This window comes from Psychrobacter sp. 4Bb, assembly GCF_002836735.1.
GTDB lineage: Bacteria > Pseudomonadota > Gammaproteobacteria > Pseudomonadales > Moraxellaceae > Psychrobacter.
The window spans coordinates 197,698-214,579 of the sequence record NZ_PJAS01000052.1; the positions used below are offsets into that span (position 1 = coordinate 197,698).

Annotated in this window: 16 protein-coding genes; 6 read left to right on the forward strand and 10 right to left on the reverse strand. The window is 42.1% G+C overall.

Translation table 11 applies throughout. From position 1 onward, the window contains the following. The 4 genes from CXF60_RS04005 (at nt 1) to CXF60_RS04020 (ending at nt 3,741) form a co-directional block, all read left to right on the forward strand. On the forward strand, nt 1-1,242 hold the full coding sequence (locus tag CXF60_RS04005; RefSeq protein WP_102090886.1) for an NADH:flavin oxidoreductase/NADH oxidase family protein: 1,242 nt from the start codon (nt 1-3) through the stop codon (nt 1,240-1,242). Between the two features lie 436 nt (nt 1,243-1,678). Further along, nucleotides 1,679-1,882, forward strand: coding sequence for a CsbD family protein (locus tag CXF60_RS04010; RefSeq protein ID WP_057758006.1), 204 nt, complete (start codon nt 1,679-1,681; stop codon nt 1,880-1,882). A gap of 812 nt (nt 1,883-2,694) precedes the next feature. Then, nucleotides 2,695-3,282 (forward strand): hypothetical protein, encoded by a 588-nt coding sequence (locus CXF60_RS04015; protein WP_227673355.1) that lies wholly within the window; start codon nt 2,695-2,697, stop codon nt 3,280-3,282. An 84-nt stretch (nt 3,283-3,366) separates the two neighbouring features. Continuing rightward, a complete protein-coding gene (locus CXF60_RS04020; protein WP_102090887.1) occupies nt 3,367-3,741 on the forward strand; it encodes a hypothetical protein in 375 nt (124 codons plus the stop codon). Between the two features lie 142 nt (nt 3,742-3,883). On the opposite strand, the gene CXF60_RS04025 is transcribed toward CXF60_RS04020, so the two are convergent. The 7 genes from CXF60_RS04025 to CXF60_RS04055 form a co-directional block, all read right to left on the reverse strand. Beyond that, nucleotides 3,884-4,195 carry a YqfO family protein gene (locus CXF60_RS04025; RefSeq protein ID WP_102090888.1) on the reverse strand — a complete coding sequence of 104 codons (312 nt, stop codon included), beginning with the start codon at nt 4,193-4,195 and terminating at the stop codon, nt 3,884-3,886. A gap of 37 nt (nt 4,196-4,232) precedes the next feature. After that, nucleotides 4,233-4,865, reverse strand: coding sequence for a DNA-3-methyladenine glycosylase (locus tag CXF60_RS04030; protein ID WP_102090889.1), 633 nt, complete (start codon nt 4,863-4,865; stop codon nt 4,233-4,235). 283 nt (nt 4,866-5,148) lie between these two features. Then, complete coding sequence (locus tag CXF60_RS04035) at nt 5,149-5,442, reverse strand: hypothetical protein (RefSeq protein WP_020443287.1); 294 nt, start codon at nt 5,440-5,442, stop codon at nt 5,149-5,151. 411 nt (nt 5,443-5,853) lie between these two features. After that, on the reverse strand, nt 5,854-6,567 hold the full coding sequence (gene purC / locus CXF60_RS04040; RefSeq protein ID WP_102090890.1) for a phosphoribosylaminoimidazolesuccinocarboxamide synthase: 714 nt from the start codon (nt 6,565-6,567) through the stop codon (nt 5,854-5,856). A gap of 127 nt (nt 6,568-6,694) precedes the next feature. Further along, nucleotides 6,695-7,021, reverse strand: a complete 327-nt coding sequence (locus CXF60_RS04045) for a hypothetical protein (RefSeq protein WP_371548286.1) — start codon at nt 7,019-7,021, stop codon at nt 6,695-6,697. Nucleotides 7,022-7,162: 141 nt separating this feature from the next. Continuing rightward, nucleotides 7,163-8,068, reverse strand: a complete 906-nt coding sequence (gene dapA, locus CXF60_RS04050) for a 4-hydroxy-tetrahydrodipicolinate synthase (protein WP_102090892.1) — start codon at nt 8,066-8,068, stop codon at nt 7,163-7,165. A gap of 652 nt (nt 8,069-8,720) precedes the next feature. Next, complete coding sequence (locus CXF60_RS04055; RefSeq protein WP_416376864.1) at nt 8,721-10,085, reverse strand: Do family serine endopeptidase; 1,365 nt, start codon at nt 10,083-10,085, stop codon at nt 8,721-8,723. 948 nt (nt 10,086-11,033) lie between these two features. Between CXF60_RS04055 and CXF60_RS04060 the strand changes: the two genes are divergently transcribed. Further along, nucleotides 11,034-13,298, forward strand: a complete 2,265-nt coding sequence (locus tag CXF60_RS04060) for a cation:proton antiporter (RefSeq protein ID WP_102090893.1) — start codon at nt 11,034-11,036, stop codon at nt 13,296-13,298. Between the two features lie 176 nt (nt 13,299-13,474). Here CXF60_RS04060 and tmk read toward each other — a convergent pair whose 3' ends face one another. Together tmk and mltG are read right to left on the reverse strand one after the other, a co-directional pair. Beyond that, entirely contained in the window at nt 13,475-14,194 is a 720-nt protein-coding gene (tmk, locus tag CXF60_RS04065) for a dTMP kinase (protein ID WP_102090918.1), read from the reverse strand. Nucleotides 14,195-14,294: 100 nt separating this feature from the next. Next, on the reverse strand, nt 14,295-15,584 hold the full coding sequence (mltG, locus tag CXF60_RS04070) for an endolytic transglycosylase MltG (protein ID WP_102090894.1): 1,290 nt from the start codon (nt 15,582-15,584) through the stop codon (nt 14,295-14,297). A gap of 169 nt (nt 15,585-15,753) precedes the next feature. Between mltG and CXF60_RS04075 the strand changes: the two genes are divergently transcribed. Continuing rightward, a complete protein-coding gene (locus CXF60_RS04075; RefSeq protein ID WP_102090895.1) occupies nt 15,754-16,518 on the forward strand; it encodes a DpnI domain-containing protein in 765 nt (254 codons plus the stop codon). On the opposite strand, the gene CXF60_RS04080 is transcribed toward CXF60_RS04075, so the two are convergent. Further along, the gene (locus CXF60_RS04080; protein WP_102090896.1) at nt 16,515-16,826 is read right to left on the reverse strand and encodes a hypothetical protein; all 312 of its coding nucleotides are present in this window, start codon (nt 16,824-16,826) and stop codon (nt 16,515-16,517) included. The two genes, CXF60_RS04075 and CXF60_RS04080, sit on opposite strands and share 4 nt — an antisense overlap. Nucleotides 16,827-16,882 lie beyond the last annotated feature (56 nt).

The window sequence follows — 16,882 nt, forward strand, 5'->3', positions numbered from 1 at the left end:
ATGACATCACCTGTATTCTTCTCTTTAGTGCTGCCTTGTGGCGCTACGTTACCCAACCGCTTAGCGAAAGCTGCCATGGAAGAAAACATGGCTGATATCGGTCAAGTCCCTGGCCCTACTCTGCTCCGTCTATATAAAAACTGGGCCGAAGGCGGGACAGGTCTGTTAATCACGGGAAACGTGATGGTCGATGGCCGCGCTATGACTGGTCCTGGCGGTGTCGTATTAGACAAACACAGTGAGATAGCACCTTTTAGAGCGTGGGCAAATACTGTCAAGCACAACAATACGCAAGTGTGGATGCAGCTCAACCATCCTGGCCGTCAAGTATATGCTGCCATGGGCGGTGATGTGCTATCACCTTCTGACGTGGCAATTGACTTGGGCAAGCATTCCCATCTATTTAGCAAACCGCGTGCGATGACGCAGCAAGATATCGAGCAACTGATACAGCGGTTCGCCGATAGTGCACTAAAAGCAGAACAAGCTGGCTTCGATGGTGTGCAAATTCATGCCGCCCACGGCTATCTAATTTCTCAATTTTTATCACCGCTTACCAATAAACGTAAAGATAAATACGGCGGTTCGATTAAGAATCGTATGCGACTATTGATCGAAGTAATCAAAGCCGTTCGTGCTCAAGTTGCGCCTACCTTTGCAGTCGCTGTGAAGATAAACTCAGCCGATTTCCAGCGCGGAGGATTTGATGCAGATGATGCCAAAGTGGTTATTTCAGCGATGAATGAATTGGCCGTAGATTTGGTTGAACTATCAGGTGGCAGCTACGAAAGCCCAGCCATGCAAGGCAGCACAGCAGATGGTCGCACGTTGCAACGAGAAGCTTACTTTTTAGATTTCGCAAAAGAGATTGCTCAAGTTGCTACAATGCCTATCATGACGACAGGTGGCGTTAGGCGATTGGCTGTCGCAGAAGATGTACTGGCGCAAGGGATTGACGTGGTTGGTATGGGAACCGCATTAGCCATGAACCCTGCTCTACCGAATGACTGGGAAAATGATAGTACGCTTAGTGCTCACAATCCTGTGGTACGCTGGAAAGATAAAACCTTAAGTGCAGTTGCTACAATGGCGGTCATCAAGCGACAATTACAGCGCATGGGGCAAGGAAAATCACCCAAACCAAATGCGTCGCCAATTTTCTCATTGATTTCTGATCGTATACGAATAAAGAAACTCACCAAACGCTATCATCAGTATTTGAATAAATATTCGACGAAATAACTTTCAATCAATTTCAAGGATAATAAAAAAGCAGCTACTCTATTTTTGAGTCTCTGCTTTCTTATTTACATAAGTATTTTTGGATAAATAATATATTTTTTTAATATTCATATAAAAAATAAGTTTATAGAAGGAAGTATTATCACGCATAGTAGACGCAATTTACGTGTCACTACTGCAGTAGCCCTGTAGATAACACTTAGTAAACGCCCACTATAATTAAGTAACACTATAAACATAGCATATACAGACAGCTGAATTGAAAAGTCCTATATTTAATCTCACAGGATATTTGGAACCACTCATTTATCCTTGTGCAATACAATTAGAATAAAAATTAAATAGTATTATCAGTAATCGATATTATGAAATAAGAATCAAAATAGTGATTAAGAAATAAATCAAACACAACAAGTTCAATAAAAGGAATAATACAATGAACGAACATACTCTAAAAGGCGAATGGAACCAAATGAAAGGTTCAGTTAAACAAAAATGGGCCGAGCTAACAGATGATGACCTTACCCATATCGAAGGTAGCCGTGACAAGCTAGTAGGCCGCGTACAAGAGCGTTATGGCCATGCCAAAGAAGATGCAGAGCGTGAAGTAGACGATTGGCGTGTAGAAAACAAGTATTAATATATTCGTTGCATACTTATCCGCTGCATAACTACTGTACTGAATAAACTGAAAAACCGCATAGAAATATATGCGGTTTTTTTATGGCAGATTTATACTGTACAGATAAGCTATTGGAGAAACAAATTACCATTCTCCAGACACGATAAAACCGCATAGCAATCAATTGTTATGCGGTTTTATTGTTAACTATCCATGTTACCTATCACGACTGCTTTTCATGCATCCTTGCACAAATATTCAGTATATTGTGATACTGGGCATCCTGCCCTTTTTACTACACTACAGCTTCAGTATTACTTGCTGCTATCAGCAAAGGGACTGTGTCCTTACTTCAATCGCTATTGTCATCCTGACGCTAGTTATCGAATCATTATCCTTAATGCGGTCAACTCAATCCTTGAGTCACATTCCCTAATGCCGTGTGACTATAATGCCTAACTCTCACTCGTATGTTAAGTCGCGTAAACGTCATTGCGTGTAAGCATATGCTTACAACAATATATTTTACTTACCACAATTATTACAACTTATTAACGCAAATGACACCTAGCGCAAAGTTTTGTACTCTATTATAGATAATGTAAGGAAATATTTCGAAAAATAAATCACTAGAGATACTTATTGATTACGATCTAATTTAATTTGCCAGAATACCTTTAAAATCTTATAGTTATAGAAGATATAGATATTTCCAACATATATCGCCTACTTAATACCATCATAGGATATTGCCTCATGAAAACGATAAAACCCTTCTCTATTAAGGCCACTGTATCTACTGGTCTGTCGTTGCATTATTGGGTACGACAGTGGGTTGTGCGGTTGTAGGTCCAGGATATGACAATCAGCCTGTCTATCGTGGTGATAATAATAGCCAAAACAATAATTTTAATCGCGTAAGTCAGCAGCTTCGACAAGACTTGCGCCGCAAAGGCTATCAAGTTATAGATATCAGAGCTGATAGTTACCGTGGTGATCGAGCTCTTACGGCTTATGCTAAAAAGAACAACCAAGCCTACGAGCTAAAATATACTTACCCTACCCTAAGACTCATCAGCTCAAGCAAAAAAGCATGGCCAGATAACTGGGACAATAATAAGTCGCAAAAGAATAATGACCGCTATAAAGAAAACAAGCATAAAGATAATTATCAAAATGGTCAGCGCTATAAAAAAGGCGATGTCGAAGACACTATTAAAAGAGAATCACGTTACCCAGCTATCAAACGCCGTGCTATCAACAAAGTAAGAGCGATGGGCTACCGTGTCGAAGATATCGAGCTTGAAGAAAAAAACAGGCGCGGCGTCTTTGAGATTGAGGCCAAACGCGGTTCACAGAAGTACGAGATACTATTGAGTTATCCAAATTTAGATGTGATCAAAGTCAGAAAAGATTGATTACTTTTAGCATTTTTAGCTAATTACCTCGGTACGTTTAGCTTTTACCCATATTGAGCAACGATATATTACTAGGAAATCATTATGAAAACTCTATCATTTTCAACATTAAAAACGGTAGCGACTGGCAGCATAGTCGCAGCTTTATTGGCAGTGACCACAGGCTGTGTGACTGCGCCGAATGGCTACAATGGCTATGACGACCTTTACGAGCATACTCATAAGGACAATAAAGGCCATAAAAAACATAAAGACAAAAAGAACGACAAAGACAGCTATGTCTCCGTTGTCGAGCAACGAGCTGCTAGTAAAGTCCGTAGCATGGGATATCGCGTCAAAGACGTCAAATATAAAAATGGTGATCGTAAGATTAAGATAAAGGCTGAGCGCGGACGCGACGATTATAAAATCGAGCTAGGCTACCCAAGCTACAACGTGATTAAGCTTAAGAAAGATTAATCAGTTTTTAAATACTAATATTCACTATTAATACTCAGTTGGAACATCAAAAACTTTATAACCAAATAAGTCATTAAGTGGCTTATTTGTTTTTTTTATGAGAAGTCTTACACTCCATAAGCTGATATTTTTCTATATAAGACTAAAAACCCAAGACTTTTATCACATCATAGGCTGGTGTTTCATACGGGTGCGCCTCTTTTAACGCGGCAATGGTAGCATCGATAAATGCTTCATCTACCACCATTTCCACTCGCCATTCATCGACCATTTCTAAACTATCCTGTGTACCAATGTGCGGCGTACTACCTGATAATGGCATAAACTGACCGACTCCTTGTACCTGCCAACAGCATTGCTCATAGTTTCCAATCTTCCCAGCGCCAACAGTAAACAGAGCAGATTTCACTTGGTCTAACGCTGCATCAGGAATAAAAACGGTCAACTTATACATAGGCTTACCTCATAGAATGGTTTTGAGTCTCAATTTGCTAGTTCTTAGATAAGGAAGGATGATCAGTCCATATATAACGTAGCAGCCATTCTTTTGCGTCACCTGCATAATCAATACCAATACGTGGGCGTAGTGATACAGGTGGCTGGCAGCCATCATCTTCTATCCAAACTTCTGATGTCGGCGAAACAGGTTTGCCATATAAATCGCGATCAATTTGCAAGCGTTTGGTCAATTTACCAGGGCCTGCGAACTGCTTAGGATGTGTAAACTGCTTATCTGGACTGAGTTGTTGCTCTTCGATCAGACGATCACTATCATCAGTCAAAAACCCAGCGCGAATCAATACCGATTCAGGCGACTCTATAGAGCCGCTAATCAAATTTAGCATATGATGCACACCATAGGTCAAATAGACATAGAACACTCCGCCTTGCTCATACATAATCTCTGTGCGCGCCGTTCGAGTGCCTGCATGTGAATGGCAAGCGGGGTCATCTTGACCAATATAGGCTTCGGTCTCAGAGATACGCATACGTAGCGTTTTTTGCTGTCCATCACTATCGGTTAGCTGTCGACATAAGACTTTACCAATCAGGTCAGCAGCGACCACACAGGTCGGACGAGTGAACCAGTCAGGCTCCAAAACGGTTGATGAGGCAGTAGACATTAGCGAAACCTTTTCTTATTTTTATGGTCTAATTGATATGAATAAGTACCAACAAATTAGCATAAAAGTAAGATAAGGTATCGGGGACAGTGTTGGCGCTATGTTTGATTTTTTATACGAGCTAGACTACAAGCCTGTACCTAAAGAGTGATACTGGTTGATAAATGGATAGGAATTGCAGTCTGTTATAAGTGGTTCCATTATGGCAGTCTGTTTTAAGTGGTCTATTAATACGTTTGAAGAGTGAAATAGCTGGTTTCCTTGGGGTATAACCCAATCGAACCTATTGAAATAGCTCATCTAGTTTTGCGACAGCATCATCATATTCTTTGCCTGGATCTAGAAATGCTGTTTTAAATGAATAGTAATCTGCCAAAAACTCCAATGAGCATCCGCCTAAAGATTTTGCTTTTTCCATAAGCTTCATTCTAGAATCAAAAGGTATATACCATGAGTCATCTTCTAATAAGCAATTAACTAACATATCGACATCGAAGCATTCTTCTACTGCTTTATCAAATTTACTGAAAACATCTCTCCATGCCCCCATATCTGCATCTACTTTTGCTTCAGACATTTTCCTAATTTGAGTACTAATGCTACAGATATTCACTTATACCTCTACTTAAGTTCCAGAAAATAAATATCCAAACATATCTAGAATATAGCTTAAAGCACCCTCAACATAAGCTACGATGGAGAGATTGCAAAAGCTAACTTAATAGTTTTCAATCAATGACCTCATAGGTATTAAGATTATATCTGAAACCTACTGTTCGATGCCTGTATAGCGCACCGATCATGATTAGAATATGTATGATAAGTACACCATGAAGTACACTGTGGCTATCTCAGCAAGTTAAAACGTTGATACTATTAGCCTACAGCTTGATATTCAAGTCCTCACTAGGGGACCATCATAAATATAATGCCATAAAAAAACTGAGCACATGGCTCAGTTTTTTATTTTATGCTAAGTATCAGATACTTATTTTAATGGCACACCAATACGGTCAGCCACTTCTTCATAAGCTTCAATCACATCACCTAGTGACTGACGGAAACGGTCTTTATCAAGTTTCTTCTTAGTGTTCTTGTCCCAGATACGGCAGCCATCTGGTGAGAACTCGTCACCTAACACGATACGGTCATGGAATACGCCAAACTCTAGTTTAAAATCAACTAGAATCAAGTCACCATCATCAAACAATGCCTTTAATACATCGTTGACTTGATAGGTTAGCTCTTCCATCTTAGCCAATTGCTCTTTGGTCGCCCAGCCAAGAGATACAGAAAGTGATTCGTTAACCATCGGATCACCTAGCGCATCATCTTTATAAAAAAGCTCATAAGTTGGAGGCGTCAATGCCTGACCTTCTTCTAAACCTAAACGACGTACCAAACTACCAGCTGCAAAGTTACGAACCACGCACTCTACAGGAATCATGTCCAAGCGTTTAACCAACACTTCGTCGTCAGACAATTGCTTTTCGAAATGTGTTTCGATACCAGCATCAGACAATTTTTGCATGATAAAAGCATTAAAGCGGTTATTAACCACACCTTTACGTGCTAATTGTTCGATACGCTTACCATCAAGCGCTGAGGTATCATCACGGAAGTGCAAAATCAGAAGATCATTGTCTTCTGTTTCATAGACAGATTTGGCTTTACCTTTATACAGCAGTTGTTGCTTTTGCATTATGGGGGTTCCTGTTCGTTCAAGCTTATGTGGTAAAAACGCGCAGCTACCGCTGACTGATGTAAGATACATGGTTTGCAGCTATGATAAAGACGCAACAGTCAGCGATATAGATAAGGGAATAAGTTTAGTTCGAAGTGTTACTAACAGCACGCTGAGGTTTTGGCAGCTGATACTGATTGCCTGACTCATTTTGTAGTTTGAGCGTGTTTGCCCCAGCATTAGGTGTTGAATATAAAGGGACAAAAGGTGCCGTTTCTTGGGCGGCAGGTAGCTCTATCGGTGCAAGCTTTTTGCTTTGTTGATAATCTAAGCTGCCGTTATCACGTTTACCAAGCAGGTTTTTGGTCGCTTGACAGCCGCTTAATACCAAAGTGCTACCCAAAACCAAGGTCAGCATTGCTGGAAATAATTTTGTCGTTGATGATGCTGTTTTTGATGTTACTGTCATCATGTTGTCTCTCTGAGTTAGCAGTTATTGCTCATGTAGGCGATGGACTTATCATGATAAGTTGACTTGCTACTAGCTCGAATATCAATTATCGAACTAGCAACAAATCTAAAATCGCCGAATATCAATTGGCTAAATATCAATTTATCGTATGTTTGCTCGAACCAATGCTTCATCGATAGTCGCATGATGCTGCTCGGCGAGCCAAACCAATGGCAGACGGATACCTTTATCGATAATGCCCATTTTATGCAAGGCGTACTTCGCTGGGATAGGGCTTGATTCGATAAATAGGTCACGGTGCAAATGTTTGACCACGTCATGGATTTTACCAGCCGCTTCAAAGTCACCACGTAAACCCGCAGAAAAAGTCTCACTCATGGCTTTTGGTGCCACGTTAGCAGTGACTGAGATATTACCTTTGCCACCTACTTTCATTAGATCAAGCGCAGTGCCGTCATCACCAGATAACACAACCATTCTGTCACCAACGGCTTTGATCAATTGCTCACCGCGACCGACAGATCCTGTCGCATCTTTGATAGCAACGATATTATCGATGTCACACAAACGCTCGACCGTGTCTTGAGCGATATCAACCACTGTACGTCCAGGCACGTTATACAGCATTTGCGGTATATTTACGGCTTTGGCAATGGCTTGATAATGCTGGAATAAGCCTTCTTGTGGCGGCTTATTGTAGTAAGGAGCAACGAGCAACGCACAGTCTGCGCCTGCATCGGCAGCATCCTGAGTCAGCTTGATGGCTTCCATCGTGTTGTTGGCACCTGTGCCAGCGATGACCGGTACACGACCTTTGACATGCTGGACAAAATAGCGAATGACATCGCTATGCTCTTGCATAGATAGGGTCGCTGATTCGCCAGTAGTACCAACAGCCACAAGGCAGTGTGTGCCCTGCTCGATCTGCCAATCTATGAGATCTGAGAGACGTTTATAATCGACCTTACCGTCAGGGTGCATGGGCGTTACCAAAGCTACCATTGAGCCTTGTAGTCGGGTCTTGATCTCGTCGTATGCTGTGCTCATAACCGTGCCTTACTGTATTATCCTAGCTTTTATTAAAGCTGTCACATGATAGGTCGTTTGCAAGTGGCCATTGCTTTGTGTGCGTTGATAAACGCTGATGGCGTAACTTACTTGATGTTAATGCTGCGTCTCTACTTACTATAATAGCGTTTGTATCATAGATGATTATATCTAAGATATCAGTATCGTGATGGCAATTTACCAAGAGTAAAGGCCTGCTTACTAGCCGACAGAAATATAATAATAAGAGTGCTCGTTAGTGTAGCATATTTTGATTTGACCGCTATCAATCAATTGGCAGTCAGCACATAATTTTAGTACCAAAAAATGGGTATTATTTTTCGCTTAAATTTATAGAACCTGGCCTAAAACCTTGTAGATGAATACTTACATCATTAAAGGAGCAGTTTAGCGTAATCAACGTGCGCTGATAAGTCTCTTATGTAATATTAACGAATCGTCAACACATCGATAGTAGGTCGATAGAATCGAAAAGGCAATCCTCTTGTACCGATGCTCATGAATATACAATATTCTATTAATAAGCTAAATAGAAAGCACAATTATTGACGTGCGCGCTGCCTTTATACCCTGAACCATAATCTGAGTTACATTATTAGCCACATTAACAGTCACGCGTTAATCATGACACCTACTCAATACGTAGACCAATAATAGCAGGAATGCCTTGGCGTATAACTTCTATAGTGACCACGCCTTTTTTAGGAAGAGAAGCAATAGCACCTGAAAAGTCTGCCACTGATTCGATCGGCTTTTGATGAAAGTTGGTAATAACATCGCCTGCCAGAATACCTGAGCGCGCGGCCAATCCAGTAGGATCCACTGTGGTAACCAATATGCCTGTTTTATTATCGATAGCGATTTCTGCTTGTTCATCTGCCGTCAAATCGCGTAAACGCAAGCCCAATTGTACATCATCATTTTGCTCATCACCGCTCTGTGCTCTTACATCATTAGGCGCGTAAGCGAGCTTGCCGTTAATTACCATCTGCTTACCGTTACGCTGAATCCGTGCACGGAAGGAGTCGCTTGGACGCGCTCGATTGAGCAAGTTCAGCAAATCTGATGCTTCCATGATTTGTACGTCATTGTATTGCAAAATGATGTCACCAGGTTTTAGGCCTGATTTTTGTGCTGGTGAATCTGGTGATACACGAGTCAGTAAGGCACCTTGAGGGCGCTCTAAATTATAAGCCTCGGCCAGATTGCGATCGATATCTTGTGGATAAATTCCTAGATATGCACGCGCCACTTCACCATCATTTTTTAGCTGCTCATAAATGTCCATGGCAGCGTCAATAGGAATAGAGAATGACAGTCCCATATAACCGCCAGTACCACTAAAAATACGCGAATTGATTCCAATCACTTCGCCGCGCTGGTTAAATAGTGGCCCGCCAGAGTTACCCGGGTTTAATGCCACATCGGTTTGGATAAATGGCACACTGGTCTCGCGCGAAAAGCTACGTGATTTAGCACTGACAATACCGGCAGAAGCTGAGTAGTCAAAACCAAATGGCGAACCGATTGCTAATACAGGCTCTCCTACTTTTAGACCACTGGAGTCCCCAATAGGCAGAGCTGGAAACTGACTGCCTTCAACTTTTAGCACGGCCACATCTGAGCGCTCGTCACTACCAACCAAAGTTGCATCAAGCTCGGTTCTATCATTAAGCGTCACAGTGATTTTGTCCGCACCTGCGATGACATGATGGTTGGTCAGCATATATCCATTGGAGGTAATAAAAAAGGCCGTACCATAAGCATGTTCAATCGCTGGCGTCGCGACTCGATCAGGAATACGTAGACGATCACCAAAGAACTGACGCAATACTTCAGCAGTCTGAGCCTTAGCGAGCTCGGCTTCACTAATCGTTTTGGTGACATTGACGCGTGCCACTGCTGGCGTGACTTGTTGCACCAAACCAGAGAAATCAGCCGTAGTGACTGCAGCCTGAGCACTGTTTATCGTCGTGACATTGATACTAGCGAACATAACGGTACTAACAGCGAGTGCCAGCGCACTACGTTGTAACCATTGCTGCATATTGGCAGTGGTCCGTCCTTTGAACATATTGATAGGCATTTTGTGTCCTCCATATGAGTAAGCGCTGTTATTAACAGCCACGTTATGATTGTCAGCGATAGCGACTACACCAAGCGGCATGTCCCTATTCGTTACTATTTGGTGAAATTATATTCTTTTATCTATTTATCTTGTCTATTTATGCGGCGCAGCACTTTTATTTGAACCTATTGTCATAGCTCTTTAGCCGTTACTTTACGCTTATTTTTATCACTACTCATTACTTGAATATTTATAGAGTGCCTGTCTTTAGAAGATGGTTAATAGTGTCTTATAAAAATAAACCATGTCAGCAATCAGTATATGACATTTCATGGCGCTAACACTATTATCCTGTGCGCGACGTGCATGCCCAACGCAGCTACTGTATGATAAATAAAAACTTGAAGTATTATGCTGAAGCTTTTTGCATAGTGCAGGATAACCCAAGGCAGCGTTATTTCATATGGGCTTCGTATACTTTTATGGCCGTGACATAGCTTTTTAGCAGGTACGGCTTACATCAGCTTGAAATAAAATCATGGTATGATGTCAAACCAAATATTTTACTAAACAAACAAAAGTTAGCTTGTATATAAGACTGTTTATTGCAGGTTTATAAACTGGCTATCATCACTCTTGTTTTCCATCTTTTGCATTTCTAGCGTATTGTGATTTATCTAGAAGCGCTTTTGTCTTTGCTACTTTATAGTAGTTATATCATATCTAGCTTATGTTGTGATTCATGATGGCTATCAGTGCGATGGCCTAGCTACAACAAAAACGGATAACAACTTATTGTTAAATAAACGGTAGCGACTATCTTATAACAGCTATCGATAGATATAAAATATGACAAGATTATAAAAGGATTAATTTATGGATACCGCCCTTTTGCTATCCGGCGTGGTTGGGATTGGCATTGCCGCCCAATGGTTGGCTTGGTATTTAAAGCAACCATCCATTTTATTTTTATTACTGATTGGTATTATCGTCGGCCCAGTGCTGGGTGTATTTGACCCAGATTTGGTGTTGGGCGAGCTGATGTTTCCTTTCATCTCTTTGGGCGTAGCAATTATCCTATTTGAAGGATCGCTAACGCTAGAGTTCGATGAGATTAAGCAACATGGTACCGTGGTACAGATGCTGGTATCGGTCGGTGTACTGATTACCATTGCTATCGTGGCACTATCGACTTATTTACTATTTGATGTCGATCCATTGATTGCTCTACTCTTCGGTGCGCTAGTCTGTGTGACTGGTCCAACGGTCATTATGCCACTGCTGCGTAGTGTACGCCCTAACAAAACCATTTCCAACATCTTGAAGTGGGAAGGTATTATCATTGACCCAATCGGCGCTATCGCTGTGGTATTGGTCTATGAGTACATTATCTCAGGCGGCGAAGCCAGTAGTATTCTACTGTTTGCTAAGATTGTCGTATTGGCGACTGCAATGGGTATGGCGGGCGCTTGGTTACTTGCGTTCCTTATGCGTCGTCATATGATTCCTGAGTTTTTGCGTAATGTGTTTACTCTAGCATTTGTACTGGTCTTATTTTCAATATCGAATCACCTAGAGCATGAGTCAGGTCTATTGACCGTCACAGTACTGGGCGTGGCATTGGCGAACTGGCCAAAATTCCCCCGTGAGACGATTTTAGAGTTCAATGAGTCGTTGACCATTCTGCTGATTTCAGTGCTGTTCATTATTCTGGCGGCGCGTGTAGAGTTGGCAAGCTTGCTCAGCGTTGGTTTTGCAGGGCTAGTGCTGCTCGCTATCGTGATGTTTGTGGCACGTCCACTATCGGTCTGGGCATCGGCTATCGGCTCGAACCTTAAGACCAATGAAAAGCTGATGATTAGCTGGATTGGCCCACGTGGTATCGTTGCCGCTGCTATCTCATCCCTGTTTGCGATTCGTTTGCAAGAGTATGATATTCAGGGCGTAGAGCTACTTGTACCGCTCGTATTTATGGTCATCATTGGTACGGTCATGATTCAGGGTCTAGGTGCAAAAGTAGTCGGTAACTTACTTGGCGTACGTGAGCCTGAGACCAATGGTATTCTTATCGTTGGCTCAAACCCAATTACGTTATTGATTGCTACCTCTCTCAAAGACCAAGGCTTCGACGTCATCGTTGCACACAATAACTACACCAATATTGCACGTGCACGCATGAGCGGTCTGCGTACTTACTTTGGTAATCCCATCTCTGATCACGCAGATCATCATCTGGATCTAATCGGTATTGGTCGCTTGTTTGCGATGAGTATGGACAAAGAAATGAACACGTTGTCTGAGATTCATTATCGTCATGAATTTGGTGAGCGTAAGCTATACCGTCTCAAATTCAGTGACGAAAAAGTCAAAAGCGAGCGTGATGATAAGCAATCGAACTTCCATTCACAGTGGTTGTTTGGCAAAGATGTGACCTATACCAAGCTTGCCAGTATGCTGTCCAAAAAAGCTCGAATTAAGATTACCAACATCACAGATAGCTACAGCTTTGAGCAATATAAAGCCGATAATAAGCAATTCGTACCGCTATATACGGTAGATAAAGAAGGCAAACTGCACGTCATCACCGATAATTTTGATGGTACTGTTCCTCGTGACCGTAAGCTTATATCGCTAGTGGTAGACGATGAAGTACAGCCGAAGCCAGTCGATGTAACGCCTAAGCAAGAGCAGGCTCGCATGGCAGCTGATGCTAACTTTGAGTCTAACTCAAAAGCCCCTGAAAAGCGCAAAGAGCAGGAGCCTAGCCCTGATGACAGTCAAACAGCAGCGCCAGAGTCTTTGGTAGATAGTGACAAAAATGATGAGCAAAACACTGCTAATCAGTCATCAGCTACCCAAAGCAGTAGCACCGAGACTAAGTCACCTTCTAGCACTACTGTAGAGAAAAGTGAGCCAGTAGAAGAGCCAAAAACGTCTGCTACTAATATGGATAATAAAGGCGTCATGTCTGCAAATTCGACAGCGACTTCGAAGACCAAAACCTCTACGAATAGTAATGGCAATGGTAGTGCGCCTAAAAACAAAAAAGGGGCGCTTGACCCAAATCGTCTACCTGACTCTGCTCAGGATAGCGACGCTTCTATCGCTACTACTGATGGTGTAAAAATAGATAACAAATAACGTGCATTGTTATCTGCCTTATTGACTTAAAGATAAAATATTTACCTTAACAAAAAGCCCCAGCAATATGCTGGGGCTTTTTATTAGTGCTAACTGACTGGCTAACTGACTGGCTAACTGGCTATCGATACCTCTAGCTGCCTTATAAATCTACAAACCTACTTAGCAAAACCTAATTATTTGATATCGAATCTGTCCATAACAGTCTGCCATATACGCGCACTCACATTATCCGTACTGCCCGATGCATCAATACGCTGTATGCGCTCAGGATAATCACTTGCAAGCTGACTAAAACCAGTATGCACCCAAGTAAAAAACTCGGTAGCTTGCTGCTCAAAACGATCTGCTGCACTGCGCTTATTGGCACGTTTCATGCCCTCTGCTACTGGCAAATCCAACCACAATGTCAGCTCAGGAAGCTGCGTCACAAATTGTTTGATAAGCAAATCGATTTTGCCGCGTACCAACTCGTCGCCATACGCACGCCCAAAGCCCTGATACGCGATAGTAGAATCGGTAAACCTATCACATATTACCCAAGTACCATTTTGGAGCGCTGGTAGAATGACTTGCTGCATGTGATCACAGCGCGCCGCAAACAATAGCAGCAGCTCGGTATCGTCTTCGATATCAGTCGCTGGATCTAATAATATATCACGCAATTGCTCGGCAAATGGGCTACCACCCGGTTCACGAGTACGCAGATACGAAATGCCATTAGCTTCTAACCGCAAACACAGCTGTTCAATCGCGGTGGTTTTGCCCACGCCTTCGGTCCCTTCAAAACTAATAAAGCGGCCTAAAGTAGGTGCCGTCTCCGTATTTGAAGCACTTGATTCAGGTAGATTCGATGATGATGTATTGGTATGTGACGGTGTTGCGCTGGTGTGCATAGATACTGACATGATATGACCTTATGTCATTGATGAGCGCTACCTCTACTTTGTAGCGCTCAATAAACGATAAGTTTTTTAAGAAGATTAAGAAGGAATATTACTGCGGCGGCGTTTGAGACTTTTTCTCGCGCATGACACTGAGATAATCTTTTACCGCTTGATTATGCTCAGCCAAGCTATTGGTAAATTTGTGCCCGCCATTGCCTGTTGCCACAAAATACAACGCTTCACTATCGGCAGGATGTAAGGTCGCTTCGATAGAGGCCGCTGATGGTAGCGCAATTGGCGTTGGCGGTAAACCATCAATTTGGTAGGTATTGTACGACGTTTTCTCATTGATGTCTTTACGGCGAATATTACCATCATAACGACTGCCCATACCGTAGATAATAGTCGGGTCTGTCTGCATACGCATGTTTTTATTCAAACGATTTCTAAATACAGCAGAAACTAAAGGACGTTCATCCGCAACGCTGGTCTCTTTTTCAATAATAGACGCCATCACTAACGCTTCATAAGGACTCTTATAAGGCAGATTCGGCGCACGATTTTCCCATGCATCGGTCAGTGCTTGCTGCTGGCGCTTGTACAAGTCAGTGAGCACTTTTTTGTCCGTCGTACCTTCACTATAGTAGTAAGTATCAGGAGCAAACCAGCCCTCGAGGTTATAATGAACAATAGAGTCGCCACTGTTCGTCACGCTATCTGGCAATATACCAGCCAATTCCAATGCGCTAGCAATACTCGCATTGTCACTATCTGCGGTCAGTACTTCTTTTTTAATTTTGTCATTATCGCGCAGCACTTGATACAAATCTTTAGAGGTTTTACCTTCGATAATCTGTACCTTTATGACGGCAGCTTTGGCACCTTGCCCTAGTATCTGTAGCGCTTCTGTGATGGTAGGATTTTCTGGTAATTGATACGTCCCTGCATGCAAAGACCCCGCCATTTGCGCTTTGATATACAGCTTGGCCACGGTTGCTGAAAACAGCGGGATTTGCTGCTGCCACTGCGGCAGTAGTCCATAGTAGGTCTGCCCTTTTTCGATAGTGACCATTTGCTTGGGTTGTTCAATACGCCCAAACAATGTCTGATAGACCATCGCTAATAAAAACGCAGCAATGAGCCCCAACACGAGTAACACTTGATAGCCGCGCTGCATAAAAAACGAAGGGTTGTTCACTCTATAACGACGAGGCTTGTTTTCACCACTGATGAGTGAGACGTTGGTTGCTGGCGTTGCTGATGTTTCTTCCACCTCATTTACCACTGGCTGCGTGTCTGGCAATGTGGTGTCGACACGCTCCTCAACTGTGCCATCTTGGGTGTTTGATGGCGACTCATTGGGACGTTCAGGTGGCGTATTGGGTGTAGGTGTGCTCATGGCAACTCGCGAGGCAGATGTTTGCTAGAATTTAGCACTGAACCGTGCGATTTTCAATGGTATTTGCTTAGCTTATGAATTATCTTAGCGCTGAATCTTATTTATATGGCTTAATACTCAGACACTTTTTCGATATTCTTAGCCTATCTATCAATAATGAAAACATCTTATGAGTCTACATTTCAATCAAAGTCTTGCCAAAAACTATAAATCACCTAGCCAGATAATTCGAGTATTGAGTGAAGACTGGGTCGCAACCAATAGCTACTGCCCTAACTGTAACACCCAACCATTATCAGAATTTACAAACGGCAAGCCTGTGGCTGATTTTTATTGCGCACAGTGTAGTGAGCAATATGAGCTAAAAAGTAAGAAATCCAAATTAAGTAACATCATTAATGATGGTGCTTATAAGACCATGATTGAACGTATAAATAGTGCAGACAATCCTAATTTTTTCTTCCTGACATACTCAAAAGAGCTTACCGTGAATAATTTTTTGATTATTCCCAAGCATTTCTTTACGCCCGATATTATTGTTAAGCGTAAACCCTTATCAGTGACGGCAAAACGAGCAGGTTGGGTTGGTTGCAATATTGACTTACGCCACGTACCCGAATCAGGCAAAGTGTTTTTGGTCAAAGACCAACAAGTTATACCGCGTGAAAGCGTTACCCAACAGTTCCAAAAGACTTTATTTTTACGCAAGCAATCTATGGCTTCACGCGGTTGGACACTCGATGTCTGGCAATGTATCGACCGTCTCGATGTCAGTTTTTCTCTCAATCAAGTTTATGCTTTTGCTAGTGAACTGCAGCTCAAACATCCTGAAAACAACCACGTAAAAGATAAAATTCGCCAACAGTTACAAGTATTACGAGATAAAGGCATCATTGAATTTGTAAGCCGTGGTCATTATCGAAAATTATACTAAAAACACTTATCATCCCATAATGGTAAACCTTTGGCAGCAACCAAACGACCGTAAAATTTATGAGGAGGGTAATCTAGCTCTAGCTCATCATTTACTTTGAAAAAGTGTTTCACATTGCCATCGAGACAGGTATAAGCTCGATTTTTCACCTGTTTATTCCAGCTCATTAGCAGCCCTAACGGAGTGCGAGAAGCTTTAGTAAAAGCTTGTCTTTCGGTTGTGATTGCACACATCACAGTATCTTCATGAAACTGTTTATCTAAACCTTGTTCAATGACTTCTTGACGGGTATGCGCATACTTAAACACACTCCCAAATGCTGTGTATTTTTATCTTTCTTAGAATAAACAATACTAAATGCTAT